This is a genomic window from Microbacterium sp. NPDC055599 (assembly GCF_053618975.1).
Genome location: NZ_JBSHIM010000014.1, coordinates 106,975 through 125,916 on the forward strand (window position 1 = coordinate 106,975; position 18,942 = coordinate 125,916).

An 18,942-nucleotide genomic window follows, 5' to 3' on the forward strand; every position below is an offset into this window, starting at 1 on the left:
CTCCTCCACGGTGACGGATCTCGCGGTGCGGCCCGCGGGTCGTGCTCGCGACGACCGCCGCGGCGCGGGCACCGGAGACACCATGAAGGCATGCCCGTGCCCTCCGCCCTCCGTTCCGTCGTGCTCGAGGCGGCCGCGCTGCTGCTGTCGGCGGTCTGCGGCGGGTGCGGCCTGCCCGGCACGCTGCTGTGCGACGTCTGTCGAGCCGAGCTGATCCCCGACCCGCGGGCGGTGCGCACGCCCGAGGGTCGGAACGTCCACGTGGCGCTGACCTATCAGGGCGTGGCGGCGCGATGCCTGCGCCGCCTCAAAGACGAGGGCGAGACCCTCCTCGCGCGCCCGCTGGGGTCCGCGCTGGCTGCCGTGCTCGGGCCCGCGGTGAGCCACGGAGCCCTCGTCGTGCCGGTGCCGACGTCGCGCCGTGCGTTCCGGCGCCGCGGCTTCCGGGTGCCCGATCTGCTGGTGCGGCGGGCCGGGGCGAGCACCACGCGGGTGTTGCGCTGGACCAGGGCGGCGCACGACCAGCGCATCCTCGGCGCGATGGAGCGGCGCGACAACGTCCGCGCCGCGATGCGTGCCGTCGCGGACGGGCGCGGCGCGGCGGTCGTCGTGGTGGACGACGTGGTCACCACCGGGGCGACCCTGGACGAGGCCGCGCGGGCGCTCGAGGAGGCCGGGTATGCGGTGATCGCGCTGGTCGCGCTCGCCGCCACGCCGACGAACGCGGTATCCGGATGAGGTTCATCGGAGACTCACCGGGGACACAGGGCCGACACCCGTGACTTCCGTCGCCGGTCGGACTACGGTGGGGTGTCACAAGGCGACCACGGTCCGCCCTTGGCCGGGAGGACCGGGACAAGGAGGCAGCAATGGAAACGAGTATCGTCGGCGTCGGGGTGGGTATCACCGATCGCTTCCGCACCGTCGTCGAAGAGAAGATCGCCAAGATCGAGACTCTCGCAGCCAAGGCGCAACGTCTGGACGTCAAGGTCACCCACCGCGTGTATCGAAACGGGCGCGTTCCCGATGAGACGGTCGAGCTGACGCTCATCGGGAAGGGTCCCGTGGTCCGGGCCGAGGCGGTCGACGGCGACAAGTTCGTCGCGCTGGATCTCGCGGTCGACAAGATGACGGAGCAGTTGCGCCGCGCGAAGGAGAAGCGCGTCGACGGACGCCAGCACCCGCGCGGCCCACACTTCGAGAAGGGCAGCGGATCGCTCGAGGGCATCGACGTGCAGCCGGCCTCGGTCGAGGTCCTGCACGCCGTCGCGACCGGCAGCATCCCTGTGCAGAACGACGAGGAAGAGGAGTACTCGCCCGTCGTCATCCGCACCAAGAGCTTCGATGCGGAGTGGATGACCGTGGAGGAGGCGGTCGACCGGATGGAGCTCGTCGGGCACGACTTCTTCCTCTTCGTCGATGCCCGCACCGACCATCCCAGTGTGGTGTATCGCCGCAAGGGCTGGGACTACGGCGTGATCGCGCTGAGCACGCAGGCACCGCCGGCGGAGGCACTCGCCTCCTGAGCTCGGCAGACGCACGAACGGCCCGATCCATCGCGGATCGGGCCGTTTCGCGTGGTCAGGGGTGCGTCAGTCGAAGATGCCGTCGAGGATGCTGCCGATGACGAGTCCGCCGAGGATGCCGGAGGCGAGGTCGCCGCCGCCCATGCCACCACCCCGGCGCGGACCGCCGCCCCAGCCGCCGCCGCCCCAGTCCTGGTCCTGCGGGCGCGAGGAGTCGATGTCGCGCTGCGCGAGCTGCAGCGCCTCGGCGGCGAGGTGCGCGACCCGTCGCGCCTGCACGAGCGCGGCCTCTCTGGTGTCCTCCGCCGGCAGGAGGTCGCTCAGGTCGACGCGCAGGCGCTCGGCCTCGGCGAGTCGTGTGCGCGCATCCGCCCCGATCCAGCCGCGGTGTCCGGCGATCAGGCCGCGTGCCACGCCCAGCTGACGGTCCGCGTCGTCGATCGCGTGCTGTACCTGGGCGAGCGACGGCAGCGGATTCTCGGCGCGGTGCCTGGCCTTGGCGATGGCGTCGTCGAGCGCCGAGTTGGCCTCGCGCAGTCGCGACAGCTCGGCGAACGGATCATTCGGCTGGCCGGCCGGGGTCAGCGAGGCGAGCGCGGCCTGCAGCGCCGCCACCGCCTCGGCGACCGCGGGCACCGCGGGGGCGTTGCGGGCGGCGATCAGGTCGCCGCGGGAGTCGGCGATGACCTCGGCGAGGGTGGACTCGGCGCGGAGCGCTTCGATCTCGAAGTCCTCGACCGCGTCCAGCAGTGCGGCGGCTCGCCGCGTCGCCTCGGTCGCGGTCTCGAGGGCGAGGTTGGCTTCCTCGTTCTGCTTGGCCTCGCGGCGTCGCTCGGAGATGTCGGCGCTGTGGGTGGCGAAGCGGATCAGCTGCTGCGCCTCGGCGGCGCTCGCCGTGATCTGGTGCATCGCCGAGTCGGCGTAGCGCGCGGAGAGACGGGAGACCGTCTCGTCCGTCTGGGGGATCCGCGCGGCGAGGGCCTCGGCGTCGGCGCGCACCTGGGCGATGATCTGGGGTGCGCGGCGCACCTTCGCGACCGACTCCGCGAGGACGGTCGTCTTCTCGTCCAGGAGGTCTTCGGCCCAGTCGCACAGCTGCAAGATGCGCGCGTTGCGGGTGCGCAGCTCCTCGGCGGTGTCGGGGATCTCGTCGTGGTTGAGCTGATGAAGCTGGAACGCCTCGCGCAGGTGCGTGCGCACGGAGGTCAGGGCGGCCTTGAGGTCGGCGGTCAGAGACTCGCCCAGCTCGGCCTCGGCGAACACGAGCTCATCGGCGGTGGTGCGGATGCGCTCGTCGGCTCCGACGAGGGCCTGCTCGGCACGCCGTGCGAGGTCGGCGTCCTGAGCGGCGAGTTCTTCCTGTTCGCGTTTGCGTCTACCCCAAAATCCAGCCATGAGGCGATCCTAGTTTCCCCGGTGACCGCGCGGGCTGAGCATCCGCTCCAGGCGAACGTGCCGTACGACCGCGGCGGTCTCAGGCGACGGGTTCGGGCCGACGCTGCTGCGCGGCTCCGGCGGGGCGGCCGCGCTTGGGTCGCTCGGTCGCGAGACCGAGCGCGAGCTGAGGATGCGGGTGTGCGGCGAGACGGCGCTCGGTGTGCTCCAGCCACCGCACCTCGGCCTCGGCCGCGAAGATCATGGAGTCGGTCACGAGCGACCAGGCCAGAGCCTCCGCGCTGTCGGCGTCGTGACCGGTGAAGGCGGCGTCGCGCAGAGCCGCGAGCCGGCGCTCAGAGGACGCGCGCTGCGCGCGGATGACGTCGGCGGCGTCGACCCCGGGGAGCGTCGCCGCCATCGCGACCTTGACGGCCAGCTCTTCGCGCGCCGGTTGGATCCGCTCGACGGGGTCGGACAGCCAGCGGGCCACCTCGGCCGATCCGTCCGGCGTGATCCGCCAGTACACGTGGCCGTGCTCGTCGGCGTCGCCCCGCTGCACCATGCCGTCGCGCTCGAGTCGTTCGAGCGTGTTGTAGATCTGTCCCACGTTCAGGGTCCAGGTCGACCCCGTTCGACGGGCGAACTCGTGACGGAGCTGGTACCCGTAGCAGGCGCCCTGATCGAGGATGGCGAGCAGGCTGTGGCGGACGGACATGGCCGGACTCCTCTGCGTGACGGACGGAAGCATGCCGAGTATATGCATACTCGGCAACACCGCCGCGGCGCGGCACGATATGCCGTGCAGGCGACGCGCAGGTCACAGACCGGTAACATGGCAAAGTATGCCTGGCGATCGCCTCTCGGCGGCCGGCAAGGACCCAATGACAGGGAGAGACATCCGTGGCCAATCCTCTTGAGAAGCTGCTGCGCGCCGGTGAAGGACGCATCATCCGTCGCCTCAATCAGGTGGTCAAGGCCGTGAACGCCCTGGAAGACGACATCTCGGAGCTCACGGACGACGAGCTCCGCAACGAGACGGCGGAGCTCCGCGCGCGGTACGAGAAGGGGGAGACCCTCGACCAGCTCATGCCAGAGGCCTTCGCGGCAGTGCGCGAGGCGGCCAAGCGGACCCTGGGCATGCGCGCCTACGACGTGCAGATCATGGGTGGCGCGGCGCTCCACCTCGGCAACATCGCCGAGATGAAGACCGGTGAGGGCAAGACCCTGGTCGCGACCTTCCCGGCCTACCTCAACGCCATCGCCGGCAAGGGCGTGCACGTGATCACCGTGAACGACTTCCTCGCGAACTACCAGGCCGAGCTGATGGGACGCGTGTACCGCGCCCTCGGCATGACCACCGGCATCATCGTCTCCGGGCAGACTCCGGCGGTGCGTCGCGAGCAGTACGCCGCCGACATCACCTACGGCACGAACAACGAGTTCGGCTTCGACTATCTGCGCGACAACATGGCCTGGCGCAAGGAAGACCTCGTCCAGCGCGAGCACTTCTTCGCGATCGTCGACGAGGTCGACTCGATCCTCATCGACGAGGCCCGGACGCCGCTCATCATCTCCGGACCCTCCTCGGGCGAGGCGAACCGCTGGTTCGCGGAGTTCGCCAAGATCGCCCGCACGCTCGAGGCCGGTGTGGACTACGAGGTCGACGAGAAGAAGCGCACGGTCGGTGTGCTCGAGCCGGGCATCGAGAAGGTCGAGGACTACCTCGGCATCGACAACCTCTACGAGTCGGCGAACACTCCGTTGATCTCGTTCCTCAACAACTCGATCAAGGCGCTCGCCCTGTTCAAGCGCGACACCGACTACGTCGTGATGAACGACGAGGTCATGATCGTCGACGAGCACACCGGACGCATCCTCGTGGGCCGCCGTTACAACGAGGGCATCCACCAGGCGATCGAGGCCAAGGAGGGCGTGCCCGTCAAGGCCGAGAACCAGACGCTCGCGACGGTCACCCTGCAGAACTACTTCCGCCTCTACGAGAAGCTGGCCGGCATGACCGGTACGGCCGAGACCGAGGCCGCGGAGTTCATGTCCACCTACAAGCTCGGCGTCATCCCGATCCCGACCAACCGGCCGATGATCCGTAAGGACCAGTCCGACCTCGTCTACAAGAACGAGACGGCGAAGTTCGCCCAGGTCGTCGAGGACATCGCGGAGCGGCACGCCGCCGGCCAGCCCGTGCTCGTCGGCACGGTCAGCGTCGAGAAGAGCGAGTACCTCTCGCGGCTGCTGGCCAAGAAGGGCATCAAGCACGAGGTCCTGAACGCGAAGAACCACGCGCGTGAGGCCGAGATCGTCGCGCGCGCCGGCCGCCTGGGGGCCGTCACCGTCGCCACGAACATGGCCGGTCGCGGTACCGACATCATGCTCGGCGGCAACGCCGAGTTCCTCGCGGTGCAGGAACTGAAGTCGAAGGGCCTCGACCCGGTCGAGACCCCCGACGAGTACGAGGTCGCGTGGGACGAGACCTACGAGGCCATGAAGGCCGTGGTCGCGGAGGAGGCCACCAAGGTCATCGAGGCCGGGGGACTGTACGTCCTCGGCACGGAGCGGCATGAGTCCCGTCGTATCGACAACCAGCTCCGCGGTCGTTCCGGTCGTCAGGGCGACCCGGGCGAGAGCCGGTTCTACCTCAGCCTGACCGACGACCTCATGCGCCTGTTCCAGTCCGGCGCTGCCGAGGCGATCCTGGCCCGCACCAACTTCCCCGACGACGTGCCGATCGAGTCCGGCCTGGTCTCCCGCGCGATCCGCAGCGCCCAGTCGCAGGTCGAGGCGCGCAACGCCGAGATGCGCAAGAACGTCCTCAAGTACGACGACGTGCTGAACCGGCAGCGCGAGGCGATCTACGCCGACCGTCGCCACATCCTGCAGGGCGACGACATCGCCGACCGGGTGCAGCACTTCATCGAGGACGCGATCAGCGGCGTCGTGCGCGACCACACCGGCGAGGGTCACAACGAGAGCTGGGACTTCGACGCGCTGTGGACCGAGCTCAAGACGCTCTATCCGGTCGGAGTGACCATCGACGAGGTCGTGTCGGAGGCTGCGGGCCGCAAGGGCGGGATCACCGCGGAGGGTCTCACGCGCGAACTGCTGTCCGACGCGAAGATCGCGTACGAGAAGCGCGAGGAGTCGCTGGGCGAGGCCGCCACGCGTGAGCTGGAGCGCCGTGTGGTGCTGCAGGTGCTCGACCGCCGCTGGCGCGACCACCTCTACGAGATGGACTACCTGAAGGACGGCATCGGCCTGCGCGCCATGGCCCAGCGCGACCCGCTCATCGAGTACCAGCGCGAGGGGTACGCGATGTTCCAGTCGATGATGGGGCAGATCAAGGAGGAGTCCGTCGGCTACCTCTACAACCTCGAGGTCGAGGTGCGCCGCGTCGGCGATGCGCAGACCGCGGAGGTCGAGGCGAAGGGCCTCGCCACCGACGGGGGCGAGCAGCGACTGGAGTACTCCGCCGCGAACGACGCCGGCGAGGTCGAGGTGCGCAACGACCGCGGGCAGGTGCAGCAGGCGGCGACCGACCGTCTGCGTCAGGCGGCCGCACGGGCGCAGACACCCCCGTCCGCCCCCGAGGAGGAGGCGCCGCGCGGCGCGTTCGGTCAGCGCACCGAGGCCCCCGCACCGGCCGCCGGCAACCGCGAGCAGCGTCGGGCGCAGGGCAAGAAGAAGAAGTGACCCGAGCAGGGTGAGAGGAGGGCCAGTCCGTGCGGATTGGCCCTCCTTTCGTCCCTGTAGGCTTGATCGATGACACCATCGCGCACCTTCGACCAGTCGTCGAAGCTCAAGAACGTCCTGTACGAGATTCGCGGAAACGCCCTCGTCGAGGCGGCGCGACTGGAGGCAGAGGGCCACCGGATCCTCAAGCTGAACACGGGCAACCCCGCGATCTTCGGCTTCGACGCCCCGCATCAGATCGTGCACGACATGCTGGCAGCCCTCCCCACGGCGCACGGCTACAGCGACAGCAAGGGCATCATCTCCGCGCGACGCGCCGTGGTGAGCCGGTACGAGCAGGTCGAGGGCTTCCCGCGGTTCGACCCCGACGACGTGTACCTCGGCAACGGCGTGTCCGAGCTCATCACCATGACCATGCAGGCGCTGCTCGACGAGGGCGACGAGGTGCTGATCCCGACGCCCGACTATCCGCTGTGGACCGCCATGACCAGCCTTGCCGGTGGCACGCCGGTGCACTACGTGTGCGATGAGAACGACGGCTGGCAGCCCGATCTGGAAGATCTCCGGTCCAAGATCACGCCGCGGACCAAAGCCATGGTCATCATCAACCCGAACAACCCGACCGGTGTCGTGTACTCGCGCGCGGTGCTGGAGGGCCTGGTGCAGATCGCCAGGGAGCATCAGCTGCTCATCCTGTCGGACGAGATCTACGACCGCATCCTGTTCGACGATGCGGTGCACATCCCCACGGCGACCCTCGCGCCCGACCTGCTGTGCCTCACGTTCAACGGCCTCTCGAAGACGTATCGTGTGGCGGGCTACCGCTCGGGGTGGATGGTGATCACGGGGCCGCAGGACCATGCGAAGGGCTTCATCGAGGGCATCACACTGCTGGCGTCGACCCGGCTCTGCCCGAACGTGCCCGCGCAGCACGCCGTGCAGGCGGCGCTTTCCGGGGTGCAGTCGATCGATGCGCTGATCGCGCCGACCGGTCGCCTGCACGAGCAGCGGGACATCGCATGGGAAGGCCTGGAGGCGATCCCGGGGGTGACGTGCGTGAAGCCTCAGGGAGCGCTGTACGCCTTCCCGCGTCTCGACCCCGAGGTGCATGAGATCCGTGACGACGCGAAGCTGGTGTACGACCTGCTGGTGTCGGAGCACATCCTGGTCGTGCAGGGCACCGGATTCAACTGGCCGAACCCCGATCACCTGCGGTTGGTGACCCTGCCAGAGCCGCGAGTGCTGAGCGAAGCCGTCGAGCGACTGGGGAACTTCCTCTCGAGCTACCGCCAGTAGGCGCGGCGACGGCGGGCGCGGGGGAGAGCGACAGCGCGAGTCGACGCACCCCCGCGACGAGGGCGGAACGCGGTGTGAGGTCGGCCATGGGCCGCGCGTGCAGCAGGGCCGCGTCTGCTGCGCGCTGGTCGAACGGCAGGAAGACGATGTCGGTGATCCCGGCGAACCGTTCGAGAGTCCGGCGCACCTGTCCCCGGGCGTCGATGCCGAGCGGCCCGGGGCGTACGGCGTTGACCACCACCGTGATGGGCGTGGAGCCGACGAGTCGGCGGACCTCGGCGTGGTCTCGGAGGAAGCGGCTGATGCCGACCGGGTCGGCGGCCGCGACGGCCACGATGCGGTCGGCTTCGGCGAGGGTCGCCGCGGTTGCCGCGTGGCGGCGAGGGCCGACCAGATCGTAGGTCGCCTCGTCGTCGGCGTCGACCGCGGCTGCCACGTCGACCACCGTCTCCTCCGCCCACTCCCGGCAGGCCGCGAGGAGGACGTGGAGTCGATGCGCCGAGAGTTCGGGCCAGCGAGTCGGACGATTGATGCCGCACAGCACGTCGAACTCCACACCGCCCGCGCCGACGCGTGCCGCCAGCCTGGCGAGCTCGGCGCTGTCGAGTGCCCCGGTCTCCGCGCGGCGGCAGGCAGCGGCGATTCCCGGGGCGTCGTCGCCGAGCCCGAGGAGAAGCGCGAGCGAGGGAGCGACCGTGTCCGCATCCAGCAGCGCTGTGCGGCGGCCCGTGCGCGCCAGCTCCACGGCCAACTGGATCGCGACCGTCGAGCGGCCGGGAGCTCCCTGGGGCCCCCAGACCGCGATGATCCTCGGGGAGGCGCTCCGAGGCGTCTCGGCGACGGCGGGCGAGGCCTCCGCGTGGAGCGCTGCCGCCACCTCCCAACCGGGGGCGTCCGTGCGCAGCGCCGACGGAAGGCCGAGTCGTGCCAGGAGACGACTGTCGGAGTCGCCGAGCGCCACGATACGGACACCCGCCCGGTCACATGCGGCGATCAGGTCCGGAGTCAGCGCGTCTCGCGAGGCGGGAACGATCACCGCATCCACGCCGGCGTGAAGATGCTCGCGAACGCTCGACGGACCATCGATGGCGACCGCGTCCACTCCTTCCAGGAGGAGCTCGGCGGCGAGCTGGTCCGCCCGATCCTTCGGGAGCGCGACCAGGACTATCACGATCCGGCACCGACAGGGATCACGGAGAGCGCGGCGCCCCCGGTGGCGGCCGCGAGCACGTCGGCGACGTCGGTCCGGTCGACGACGATCTCCACCTTCGTGCCGCTCTCCGCCAGCATGCCGTCGTCTTCGAGGACCGTCCGCACCACCGCGTCGCCGACGAGGACGCGCGGGGCGTCGAACGTCCTGCCGTCGTCTCTCGCGGGCGCCTGCCACACCTCGACGTCGGCGCCGGGGCCGATCGAATCGGGGATCGCGGTCGTGGTCTCGATCACGACGGTGGTGGTGCGGTCGTCCTTCTCGTCGGCCACCGCGGACCGGGGGAGCAGCTCGCCCTTCGTGAGGGTGCGCCGCGCGATCTGCCCCGGCTCGAGCCGACCTGGACCCACGTACCGATCCGTGAGTGCGCCGATGCTGACCTGGGCAACCTCGAAGTCGTCAGCGGTGAGAACCTCGCCGCGCGCGATGGTCCGCCGCGCCTGCAGGAGCGGTTCGGTCCGGTCGGATGCCGCGACGAGCAGCCATACCCCGGCGATCGAGATGACGACGAGGGCGATGCCGACCAGGAAGCGCAGGTCGGCGCGGAAAGCCGGGCGCGGACGCGAGTGGGAAGCCATGGCGATATCGTCACAGAACCGCGGAGAGGGCTCGCGGAGTTATCCACATACGCGGGACACCCGCCCCCGTCGGTAGCCCCTCGACCAGAATGTGGGTATGACACCCGCTCCGACCCCCGCACTGCAGTTCCTCGCTCCCGCGCAGGTCGCGGAGCTCCTGAGCATCGACGTGGCCGAGGTGATCGGCCTCATCCACGAGGGGCGACTGCGCGGCGCGCAACTGGGTTCGCCCGCGCGCTGGCGCGTGGAGGAGGCCAGCATCGAGGGGTACCTCGCCGAGCAGTCGGAAGAGGCACGCAGGATGGCGCTGTGGCGTCAGTCGCAGACCGCGAGCTTCCCCGAGGTGTGGGGAACGTCCGCGGCTCACACGCGCTGATCGCCGGAGAAGCGCACGACGACGAGCGCCGCGTACGGGACGATGCGGAACCCGCGCACCGCAGCGGCTCGCCGCGACTCCCCGGTGTCGTGCAGCGCCAGATCAAGGTGATCGGCGGCGGCGCGATCGATCGTGCCGTGCACGTCGTCTCCGTGCCGTGTGGTCAGGTTGACGGGTACGCGTCGTCGCGCGAGGTCGCGCAGCACGAAGCCGATCGGCATACGCTCGCGGAGGGTGCGCTCGGCGGGCCGATGCTCGTCGAGGCTGGAGAGCATGGCGCCGTGGTCGACGGCGAGACCCGTGATCGCGGGGAGGGGAATCAGCAGGGCCGACGCGGCAGCCCTCGCCTCCTGCGGTACCCGCGAGACCGCTGCGATCCAGTCGACGCCGAGGGATCGGAGCGTCACCGGAAGCCGGTGGCCGTCCGCCAGGTCGACGACCGCGTCGGCGTCGGCGGCGCAGAGCTGCCGGAGACGCGAGTGCAGGTCGAGTCGGGAGATGCGGAGCCGCTCGGACTCCGCATCCAGCGCGGCGCGCTCCGCCTCCCACTCCGAGGCGAGCTGGCTCTCGAGGTCGTCGAAGAGGCGGTCCCAGTGCACCCGACAGAGCGTAGGGGGAGCGCGGGTCGGATGTACGAGTTATCCACATAGTTCCGCTGATCGCCCCCGCGCGGGTGCTCGCGCGTGCTCGACTGTCGCCGTTCGTCCGCCGACCGGAGAGTTCGCCATGATGCTTCACGAGTACTTCGCCCCGCAGCCGACGCCCACGCGTCAGCTTCCCGATCCCGCACCGCTGCTGCGCCGTCTCACGCACGGCGTCCTGGAAGTGCTCGCCGGTGTGCGGGAGATCGATCAGCTCGCGCGATGGTTCAGCGAGGACGCGTACCGGAGTCTGGTCGTGCGTTCGAACCTGGCGGCACGGGCGAGGAGCGCGCGGGGTGTGCCGCCGGCGCGACCGACGTTCGTGATCCGTTCGCTCCGGGTCACGGAGCCGGTCGACGGCGTGATCGAAGCGGTCGTCGTCGTGGCAGGTCCCGGACGGACCAGGGCGGTCGCGGTGCGACTCGAAGGGCTCGATCGACGATGGCGGGCGACGTCGCTGGCCATCCTCTGAGGCGGTGCGGCCTAGGCTGGGTAGGTGTCAACCCTCAGCGACCTCGCCCAGACCCAGGGCCTTCTGACCGACGACGACATCGAGTGGCTGCACCGTCTTGCCGGTGACGGTCAGCTCCTCGCCGACCTGGCCTCCGCGGACATCGTGCTGTGGATCCAGACGGAGGACGGGTCCTTCATCGCCGTCGCCCACGCCCGTCCGAGCGGCGCAGCGACGCTGTTCTACCGGGACATCGTCGGCGAGCGTGTTCGTCCGCAGTGGCGCACGCAGGTCCAGGGCGCTTTCGAGTCGGCGGAGATCGTGGACTCCTCCTCGCCGGATTGGTTCGAGGAGACGCCCACGCGCGTGCGGGCGGTTCCGATCGTGATCACCCGCCGCGGCGACGACGTGGCGCCCTCCGTCATCGGGGTCGTGACCCGCCACACCAACCTCGGCGAGGTCCGCACGCCGTCGCGGCAGCAGATCACGTTCGACGAGTGCGCGAACGACCTGTTCCGCATGATCGCGGACGGCAGCTTCCCCGACCCGGCCGCACCGACCTCACCCCGTCGCGGAGCGCCGCGTGCGTCCGACGGCCTGATCCGCATCGACGTCGACGGGATCACCACCTTCGCGAGCCCGAACGCGCTCTCGGCGTTCAACCGCATGGGATTCGACGACGAGCTCGAGGGGGAATCGCTCGCGGAGGTCACGACCCGGCTGGTACCGCCCTCGCGGCAGGTCGACGAGTCGCTGCCGGTCGTCGTCACCGGCCGCGCACCGTGGCGCACCGACATTGAGGCGCGCGGTGTGACCGTCTCGTTGCGCGCGATCCCGCTGAAGGACCACGGCACCCGCATCGGCGCGATCGTGCTCTGCCGCGATGTCTCGGAACTGCGGCATCAGGAGCAGGAGCTGATCACGAAGGACGCGACCATCCGGGAGATCCACCACCGGGTGAAGAACAACCTGCAGACCGTGGCGTCGCTGCTACGGATCCAGGCGCGTCGCACGCACTCCGACGAGGCCCGAGACGCGCTCACGCAGGCCATGCGCCGGGTCGACGCGATCGCCGTCGTGCACGACACGCTGGCCCAGGGACTCACCCAGAAGGTCGACTTCGACGAGGTGTTCGATCGGGTCCTCAAGCTGGTCGCAGAGGTGGCGTCCGCGCCGAACACCCGGGCTCGTACGCAGTCGACGGGGCGCTTCGGGGTGCTCCCGAGCGAGTACGCCACGCCGCTCGCCCTCGCGCTGACGGAGGTCGTCACGAACGCAGTGGAGCACGGGCTCGCGGGTCAGGAGGGCTCGGTGACCATCGACGCCCAGCGCACCGAGGACAACCTCCGCGTCACCGTGCGCGACACCGGCCACGGGCTGCCGGAGGGGCGCGTCGGTCAGGGCCTCGGCACGCAGATCATCCGCACGCTCATCCAGGGGGAGCTCGGCGGGTCGATCGAGTGGCGCGGCAGCGAGGGTGAGGGCACCGAGGTGGTCATCGACATCCCGCTGCGATGGCTGGAGCGCTGAACGCGGACACCGGACAGACGGAAGCGGCCTGAGATCTGATCTCAGGCCGCTTCGAAGTCGTCAGGAGGCGCGGCGGGCGCGGGCGGCGCGGCGCTTGAGTGCGCGGCGCTCGTCCTCGGACAGGCCGCCCCAGACGCCCGAGTCCTGGCTGGTCTCCAGAGCGTACTGCAGGCAGATCTCGGTGACGGTGCACGTGGCGCAGACCGTCTTGGCCTTCTCGATCTGGTCGACGGCCGGTCCGGTGTTGCCGACGGGAAAGAAAAGCTCGGGGTCGACGGTCAGGCAGGCGGCCTTATCGCGCCAGTCCATGGGGGCTCCTCGGTGTGGATTTCATGAGATGTCGCGATGCGACTTCTCGATTCGGGCGGCGGTTCGGGTTCCGCTACCCTGTTGAGATGCGGGCGGATGCCCGCCGATTGTGATGCGAACGCGAACGTTCGCCCCACGCCGCTGTGGGAGCACATGACTTTCTCTATTCTGTTACATGGATACCCTGAAATCAAGGGTTTTCTCTGCTTTGCACCCCCAGGAGGACCCCGTGCGCGCACCGGGAATCGCCCTCGCCGCGTCCGCGGTGCTCGCTCTGGAAGCCGCCGCGCTCGTCGTGTTCGCGGCGATCGAGGTGGCCGGTCTCGGTGCGGGGGACGCGGCGTCGTCGACGACGGCGATCGCGCTCATCGTGCTGACCCTGATCGGCGCAGCGGCCCTCGTCGCGTTCGCCGTGGGGACGCGTTCCGGGCGGTCGTGGGCGCGCTCCGGCGGGGTGGTGGCTCAGGTGCTCGCGGTCGCCCTGGCGCTGGGATCGCTCACGGTGCAGCCGGTGCCGTGGGCGTTCGTGCTGGGACTCGCGGTTCCGGGAGTCGTCGGCTTCGCGCTGCTCATCTCCAGCGCGCGACGCGAAGGCGAGCGCCGCGGGGCGGAGTGACGCCCCACGGCGCCATGCTCACGCGTCGATGCCGAGCTGCTTGCGCAGTCGCGCCACGTGGCCCGTGGCCTTCACGTTGTACTGCGCGAGCGTGATCACGCCCTCCTCGTCAAGCACGAAGGTCGAACGGATCACGCCCTCGACCACCTTGCCGTAGTTCATCTTCTCGCCCCAGGCGCCGTACGCCTCGTGGACCGCGTGGTCGGGGTCGCTGAGCAGCGGGAACGTGAGAGCGTCGCGTTCGCGGAAGGTGGTCAGGGTGGCGGGGTCGTCGCGGGAGACCCCGACGACCTGGTAGCCGGCACCCTGCAGCGACGAGATGCTGTCGCGGAAGTCGCAGGCCTCGGTCGTGCACCCGGGGGTCATCGCAGCGGGGTAGAAGTAGAGCACGGTCTTGCGGCCGCGCAGGTCGGCCAGGGAGACGGGGTTCCCGTCCTGGTCGAGGAGGGTGAAGTCGGGGGCGGCAGTACCGGGTTCCAGGCGCTCAGTCACCCGTCCACTTTATCGGCCGGGAGTCTGCTCCGCCTTGTCGGCGAACGTCTGCAGGAGGCGCTGCAGCGAGTCGAGGCGCGCGCGGCCCGTCTCGCTCAGCTCTCCGCGCTCCGCGGCCTCGATGAGGGCGCAGTCCGGCGCATCGGGCAGGTGGGTGCAGCCTCGGGGGCAGTTCTCCGCGATCACGGCGAGTTCCGTGAACGCCGCCAGGATGTTGGCGGGATCGACGTGTCCGAGGCCGAACGAGCGCACACCGGGAGTGTCGATGACCCATCCCGTGCCGTCCGGACCCTCGTAGCGCAGCGACACGGTCGACGAGGAGGTGTGGCGCCCACGGCCGGTGACCTGGTTGACGTGACCAGTCGCGCGGCCGGCGGACGGGACCAGCGCGTTGACGAGCGTCGACTTCCCGACGCCGGAGTGACCGACGAAGACGGTCGAGTGGCCGACCAGCGCCTCGCCGATCTCCGCCACGGGCATCTCGTCGCGTGCGCTGGTGAAGACGCGCAGGTCGAGGCCGTCGAAGTGGGCGAGGAACTCCGCGGGGTCGGCGAGGTCGGTCTTCGTCACGACCAGCAGCGGGCGGATGCCCGCGTCGAGCGCCGCGACGAGGTAGCGGTCGACCAGGCGGGCCCTCGGCTCCGGGTCGGCGGCGGCGACGACCACGAGCATCTGGTCGGCGTTGGCCACGATCACGCGTTCGACCTGGTCGGTGTCGTCGGCGCTGCGGCGCAGCAGGGACGTGCGGTCGAGGATGCCCACGATCCGCCCGAGCGTGCCCTCGGCGCCCGAGGTGTCGCCCACGACGCGAGCCTGATCGCCGGTCACGATCGGCGTGCGCCGCAGTTCGCGAGCGCGCGCGGCCGTGATCGTGTGCTCCTCGGCCGTGCCCTCGTCGAGGAGGACGGAATAGCGTCCACGATCGACGCCGAGCACGCGGCCGATCTGGGCGTCCTCGTGCGCTGGTCGGCGCTTGGTGCGCGGACGGTTCGCCTTCGGGTTCGGACGCGTGCGGATCGCGCTCTCGTCGTACTCCTCGAAGTCGTCGTCGAGGTCGGTGTCGTCGAGCCAGCTCACCGTCAGCCTCGCAGCATCCGCTCCCAGAGCATCGTGAACTCCGGGAGGGTCTTCGCGGTCGTGCCGATGTCATCGATCTCGACGCCGGGCACCCGCAGTCCGATGAGGGCCCCCGTCGTCGCCATACGGTGATCGTGGTGCGCGGGCCACGTACCCCCGCGCAGGGGGGAGGGCACGATCCGCAGGCCGTCGGGAAGCTCCTCGGCGGTGCCGCCCAGCGCGCGCAGGTTCCCTACGAGCGCCGCGATGCGGTCGGTCTCGTGCAGGCGGATGTGCCCGATGCCGCGGATCGTGGTCGGGGACTCTGCGAATGCCGCGAGACCGACCAGCGTGGGCGTGAGCTCGCTCGCCGCGGAGAGGTCGATGTCGAGGCCGCGGATGCTCGTGCCCGCGCGCACCGTGAGGGTGCCACCGTGGCGGGACACGTGGGCGCCGGCGCTCTGCAGGATCTCCGGCAGGAGCGCGCCGGGCTGCGTCGAGTGCGCCGGCCAGCCGGTGATCGACACCGCTCCGCCCGTGACGAGCGCGGCGGCGAGGAACGGCGCGGCGTTCGACAGATCCGGCTCGATCGCGATCTCCTTCGCACGCGGCACGCCGGCCTCGACCAGCCACTCGCCGACGGCCGGGCGCTCGATGCGGATGCCGCGGCGGCTCAGCGCCTCGATCGTCATGTCGATGTGGGGCAGGCTCGGCAGCCGCTCGCCCGTGTGCACGAGGTGCAGGCCGACGTCGAAGCGCGGGGCGGCGAGCAGCAGGCCCGACACGAACTGGCTGGAGGCGGAGGCGTCGATCTCGACCCGGCCGCCGCGGATCCGGCCGTGCCCGCGGATGGTGAACGGCAGCGCCCAGGTGCCCTCGTCGTCGATGTCGACCCCGAGGTCGCGCAGGGCGCTGATCAGGCCGCCCATCGGACGATGCAGCGCGGTCTCGTGGGCCGTGAGGTGCACGTCGTTCTCGGCGAGACCTGCGAGCGGGGAGATGAAACGCATGACCGTGCCCGCCTGACCGCAGTCGATGGTGACACCGCCGTGTAGCTTCGCCGGGGTGACGACCAGATCGGGACCGAACTCGTGACCGCCGTCGACCTCCTCCACGCCGACGCCGAGGGCGCGCAGGGCCTCGATCATGCGCTGGGAGTCGTCGCTGTGGAGCGGGGCGATCAGACGCCCCGGACCGTCGGCGATCGCCGCGATGATGAGCTCACGGTTCGTCAGAGACTTCGATCCGGGGATCGTGAGCTCGGCGCGCACCGGCGCGTCGGTGGTGGGCGCGGGATAGGCGCCCTGCACACGGGAGGGGGAATACCTTTTGGCGCTCATCGGTTCTCACCTTAGTAAACAGGACGCCGTCATCGTGAGAAGCGGCGCACCCGAGGCAGGAAGGGATGGGCATGCCCGCGACGTTGGAGCGCGAGGTGATCGACCTCCGCGGCCTAGACTGGCCGGTGATGGATGACACCGCAACCGCAGACACCGTCGGCGACCCTCGACGCGAGTTCGAGGAGCAGGCGCTCCCCTTCATGGACCAGCTGTACGCGGCGGCCATGCGCATGACCAGGAACCCGGCGGACGCCGCCGACCTGGTGCAGGAGACCTTCGTGAAGGCGTACGGGTCGTGGTCGACCTTCTCCCAGGGCACGAACCTCAAGGCCTGGCTGTACCGCATCCTGACGAACACGTACATCAACATCTACCGCAAGCGTCAGCGCGAGCCGTTCCAGGGCACCATCGACGAGCTCGAGGACTGGCAGCTCGGCGGTGCCGAGTCGACCACCGCCTCGCACAGTCGCTCCGCCGAAGCCGAGGCGATCGACCGCATGCCGGCCTCGGTCGTGAAGGATGCGCTGCAGGCCGTCCCGGAGGACTTCCGGCTGGCGGTGTATCTGGCGGATGTCGAGGGCTTCGCGTATCAGGAGATCGCCGACATCATGAAGACCCCCATCGGCACCGTGATGAGCCGTCTGCACCGTGGCAGGCGGATGCTGCGGGAGCTGCTGGCCGACTATGCCGCCGAGCGAGGCATCGCCGCGGCTGAACCGAGGAGCACGAAATGAGCGACTGCGGCTGCGACAAGGCCCGTCAGGATCTGGAGGAGTACCTCCGCAACGAGGTGTGCAAGACCGAGCACGCCGAGATCCGCGAGCATCTCGAGAACTGCCCGTCCTGCCGGGACGAGGCGCTCGTGGCCACCACACTCACCGAGGTCGTGGCGCGCGCCTGCAAGGAGACCGCTCCCGAGGAGCTGCGCGACCAGGTGTTCGCCCGCCTGCGCGAGGTGCAGGCCGCGCAGCACTGACTGGCCCGCTCGCGCGTCGGCGGCGGCCAATAGGCTGGTCGCATGGCCCTCATCGATGCACGCGGGATCCCCGCCGATCAGACCTCCGTCGACCGTCTGGCAGGGGAGGGGCTCGACTACCGGGTGCTCGACCTGGATGACGCCGCGGCGGTCGAAGCGTTCCAGCGCGCGCTGGCCCGCGGCTTCCTGGGCGCGGAACCCACCGCCGAGACTCTTGCGGACGGGCTGCCCACCGTGCGCAGCCGCCGCAACATCGGGGTCTATGAGCGTGACGCGGCGACCGCGCCGCACCCCGTCGCCACGATCGACTCCTGGGTGACGCCCATGACGGTGCCCGGCGGCGAGATCGGCCTGTGGGCGATCAGCGGGGTCACGGTCTCCGGGACGCACCGGCGCCGCGGTATCGCCCGCGCCCTGCTGGAGGGCGAGCTGCGCGCCGCCGCAGACGCCGGGGTCGCGGTCGCCGGGCTCACGGCATCGGAGGCGACGATCTACGGCCGCTACGGATTCGGGTCTGCCGTGCCGGTCGCGCGGTTCACGGTCGATACGCGGCGCGCGGGCTGGGACGGCCCGGCACCGCAGGGGCGCATCGAGTACCTGGATCGTGAGCAGCTCGCGCAGGAGCTCGGCGCGGTGCACGAGCGCTCGCGCGGTGCGCGGTCGGGACAGGTGCCGGGGTGGCGTGCGCGCTGGACGGGCCTCGCCGGTCTGCAGTCGTCGGACACCGACCGTGACCGCGTGCGGGGCGTACGACACGTCGACGCCGACGGCGTGGTCCGCGGTGTGATGGCGTACGCGGTCAGCGAGAAGGGCGAGTCGTTCCGGTTCGCCCTGCACGTGCGACTGCTGGTCGCCGAGACTCCGGAGTCGACCGCGATGCTGTGGCGGTTCGCGCTGCAGCACGACCTGGTGGACGAGGTGACCGCCGACCTGCGCCCGCTCGATGATGCGCTGCCGTGGCTGGTCGCCGACCCGCGCGGCGTCACCCAGATCGTGCACGACCACGGCTGGCTGCGCATCCTCGATGTGCCTGCCGCCCTCACGGGGCGCCGGTACTCGTCTCCGCTCGACGTCGTGATCCGGGTGGAAGACCCGCTGGGCTTCTCCGAGGGGGAGTGGCGCATGCGGGTGGACGGCGCGGGGCGTGCCGAGGTCGAGTCGGCCTCGGGCGAGGAGGCGGACGTCACGCTCTCGGTGTCGGCGCTGTCGTCGCTGTACGCGGGCAGCGTGCGCGCGGCCTCGCTGGCGGGTGCCGGCCGCATCAGCGGCTCCCCGGAGGCCGTGGGGGCGCTCGACCGGGCCCTGGCCGCATTCCCCGCCCCGTCGCTCGACATCTGGTACTGAGACCGCCCTCGCCGCAACGGGAACGGGGGATGGGGGAAGGTGGTTCGGGCAGCAGTTCCCCATTTCTTTTCTGCACCTCTTCCTCACCCATCGACCCACCCAAATCAATCTGTTGGGCA

Annotated in this window: 20 protein-coding genes; 11 read left to right on the top strand and 9 right to left on the bottom strand. The window is 70.4% G+C overall.

Annotated features, from left to right (window positions below; all coding sequences use genetic code 11):
* Positions 1-90: 90 nt before the first annotated feature.
* Together ACWGQ1_RS14485 and hpf are read left to right on the top strand one after the other, a co-directional pair.
* On the top strand, positions 91-738 hold the full coding sequence (locus tag ACWGQ1_RS14485; protein WP_366626863.1) for a phosphoribosyltransferase family protein: 648 nt from the start codon (positions 91-93) through the stop codon (positions 736-738).
* A gap of 131 nt (positions 739-869) precedes the next feature.
* The gene (hpf, locus tag ACWGQ1_RS14490; protein ID WP_136032892.1) at positions 870-1,526 is read left to right on the top strand and encodes a ribosome hibernation-promoting factor, HPF/YfiA family; all 657 of its coding nucleotides are present in this window, start codon (positions 870-872) and stop codon (positions 1,524-1,526) included.
* 66 nt (positions 1,527-1,592) lie between these two features.
* Here hpf and ACWGQ1_RS14495 read toward each other — a convergent pair whose 3' ends face one another.
* Together ACWGQ1_RS14495 and ACWGQ1_RS14500 are read right to left on the bottom strand one after the other, a co-directional pair.
* Positions 1,593-2,921, bottom strand: a complete 1,329-nt coding sequence (locus ACWGQ1_RS14495; protein ID WP_136032893.1) for a coiled-coil domain-containing protein — start codon at positions 2,919-2,921, stop codon at positions 1,593-1,595.
* A gap of 79 nt (positions 2,922-3,000) precedes the next feature.
* Entirely contained in the window at positions 3,001-3,618 is a 618-nt protein-coding gene (locus tag ACWGQ1_RS14500) for a PadR family transcriptional regulator (RefSeq protein WP_136032894.1), read from the bottom strand.
* Between the two features lie 185 nt (positions 3,619-3,803).
* On the opposite strand from ACWGQ1_RS14500, the gene secA reads away from it, so the two are divergent.
* Together secA and ACWGQ1_RS14510 are read left to right on the top strand one after the other, a co-directional pair.
* On the top strand, positions 3,804-6,608 hold the full coding sequence (gene secA, locus ACWGQ1_RS14505; RefSeq protein ID WP_136032896.1) for a preprotein translocase subunit SecA: 2,805 nt from the start codon (positions 3,804-3,806) through the stop codon (positions 6,606-6,608).
* Between the two features lie 69 nt (positions 6,609-6,677).
* Positions 6,678-7,904 (top strand): pyridoxal phosphate-dependent aminotransferase, encoded by a 1,227-nt coding sequence (locus ACWGQ1_RS14510; protein ID WP_136035790.1) that lies wholly within the window; start codon positions 6,678-6,680, stop codon positions 7,902-7,904.
* Here ACWGQ1_RS14510 and ACWGQ1_RS14515 read toward each other — a convergent pair.
* Both ACWGQ1_RS14515 and ACWGQ1_RS14520 read right to left on the bottom strand, forming a co-directional pair.
* Positions 7,795-9,075: a P-loop NTPase gene (locus ACWGQ1_RS14515; RefSeq protein ID WP_452313190.1), complete on the bottom strand. Its 1,281-nt coding sequence runs from the start codon at positions 9,073-9,075 to the stop codon at positions 7,795-7,797. The genes ACWGQ1_RS14510 and ACWGQ1_RS14515 overlap by 110 nt on opposite strands.
* Positions 9,072-9,692 carry an SAF domain-containing protein gene (locus ACWGQ1_RS14520; RefSeq protein WP_206251465.1) on the bottom strand — a complete coding sequence of 207 codons (621 nt, stop codon included), beginning with the start codon at positions 9,690-9,692 and terminating at the stop codon, positions 9,072-9,074. Before ACWGQ1_RS14520 ends, ACWGQ1_RS14515 begins: the two co-directional genes overlap by 4 nt.
* A gap of 97 nt (positions 9,693-9,789) precedes the next feature.
* Between ACWGQ1_RS14520 and ACWGQ1_RS14525 the strand changes: the two genes are divergently transcribed.
* Positions 9,790-10,068: a helix-turn-helix domain-containing protein gene (locus ACWGQ1_RS14525; protein WP_452313191.1), complete on the top strand. Its 279-nt coding sequence runs from the start codon at positions 9,790-9,792 to the stop codon at positions 10,066-10,068.
* Here ACWGQ1_RS14525 and ACWGQ1_RS14530 read toward each other — a convergent pair.
* Positions 10,056-10,667 (bottom strand): hypothetical protein, encoded by a 612-nt coding sequence (locus ACWGQ1_RS14530; RefSeq protein WP_452313192.1) that lies wholly within the window; start codon positions 10,665-10,667, stop codon positions 10,056-10,058. The genes ACWGQ1_RS14525 and ACWGQ1_RS14530 overlap by 13 nt on opposite strands.
* 127 nt (positions 10,668-10,794) lie before the next feature.
* Between ACWGQ1_RS14530 and ACWGQ1_RS14535 the strand changes: the two genes are divergently transcribed.
* The gene (locus ACWGQ1_RS14535; protein ID WP_136032908.1) at positions 10,795-11,181 is read left to right on the top strand and encodes an Rv3235 family protein; all 387 of its coding nucleotides are present in this window, start codon (positions 10,795-10,797) and stop codon (positions 11,179-11,181) included.
* Positions 11,182-11,205: 24 nt separating this feature from the next.
* Positions 11,206-12,690, top strand: coding sequence for a sensor histidine kinase (locus ACWGQ1_RS14540; protein WP_136032911.1), 1,485 nt, complete (start codon positions 11,206-11,208; stop codon positions 12,688-12,690).
* A gap of 60 nt (positions 12,691-12,750) precedes the next feature.
* Here ACWGQ1_RS14540 and ACWGQ1_RS14545 read toward each other — a convergent pair whose 3' ends face one another.
* The gene (locus ACWGQ1_RS14545) at positions 12,751-12,999 is read right to left on the bottom strand and encodes a WhiB family transcriptional regulator (protein ID WP_017203224.1); all 249 of its coding nucleotides are present in this window, start codon (positions 12,997-12,999) and stop codon (positions 12,751-12,753) included.
* Between the two features lie 229 nt (positions 13,000-13,228).
* On the opposite strand from ACWGQ1_RS14545, the gene ACWGQ1_RS14550 reads away from it, so the two are divergent.
* A complete protein-coding gene (locus ACWGQ1_RS14550) occupies positions 13,229-13,615 on the top strand; it encodes a hypothetical protein (protein ID WP_136045625.1) in 387 nt (128 codons plus the stop codon).
* A gap of 18 nt (positions 13,616-13,633) precedes the next feature.
* Here ACWGQ1_RS14550 and bcp read toward each other — a convergent pair whose 3' ends face one another.
* Genes bcp through aroA form a run of 3 tightly spaced genes read right to left on the bottom strand, consistent with a single transcriptional unit; the run spans position 13,634 to position 16,503 of the window.
* Complete coding sequence (gene bcp / locus ACWGQ1_RS14555) at positions 13,634-14,107, bottom strand: thioredoxin-dependent thiol peroxidase (RefSeq protein ID WP_136045624.1); 474 nt, start codon at positions 14,105-14,107, stop codon at positions 13,634-13,636.
* A gap of 9 nt (positions 14,108-14,116) precedes the next feature.
* A complete protein-coding gene (gene rsgA / locus ACWGQ1_RS14560; protein ID WP_136032917.1) occupies positions 14,117-15,184 on the bottom strand; it encodes a ribosome small subunit-dependent GTPase A in 1,068 nt (355 codons plus the stop codon).
* Positions 15,185-15,186: 2 nt separating this feature from the next.
* Entirely contained in the window at positions 15,187-16,503 is a 1,317-nt protein-coding gene (aroA, locus tag ACWGQ1_RS14565) for a 3-phosphoshikimate 1-carboxyvinyltransferase (RefSeq protein WP_136032919.1), read from the bottom strand.
* 71 nt (positions 16,504-16,574) lie between these two features.
* Between aroA and ACWGQ1_RS14570 the strand changes: the two genes are divergently transcribed.
* Genes ACWGQ1_RS14570 through ACWGQ1_RS14580 form a run of 3 tightly spaced genes read left to right on the top strand, consistent with a single transcriptional unit; the run spans position 16,575 to position 18,823 of the window.
* Positions 16,575-17,237 carry a sigma-70 family RNA polymerase sigma factor gene (locus tag ACWGQ1_RS14570; RefSeq protein ID WP_136032921.1) on the top strand — a complete coding sequence of 221 codons (663 nt, stop codon included), beginning with the start codon at positions 16,575-16,577 and terminating at the stop codon, positions 17,235-17,237.
* The gene (locus ACWGQ1_RS14575) at positions 17,234-17,479 is read left to right on the top strand and encodes a zf-HC2 domain-containing protein (protein WP_136032923.1); all 246 of its coding nucleotides are present in this window, start codon (positions 17,234-17,236) and stop codon (positions 17,477-17,479) included. Before ACWGQ1_RS14570 ends, ACWGQ1_RS14575 begins: the two co-directional genes overlap by 4 nt.
* 42 nt (positions 17,480-17,521) lie before the next feature.
* Positions 17,522-18,823 carry a GNAT family N-acetyltransferase gene (locus ACWGQ1_RS14580; RefSeq protein WP_136045622.1) on the top strand — a complete coding sequence of 434 codons (1,302 nt, stop codon included), beginning with the start codon at positions 17,522-17,524 and terminating at the stop codon, positions 18,821-18,823.
* Positions 18,824-18,942 lie beyond the last annotated feature (119 nt).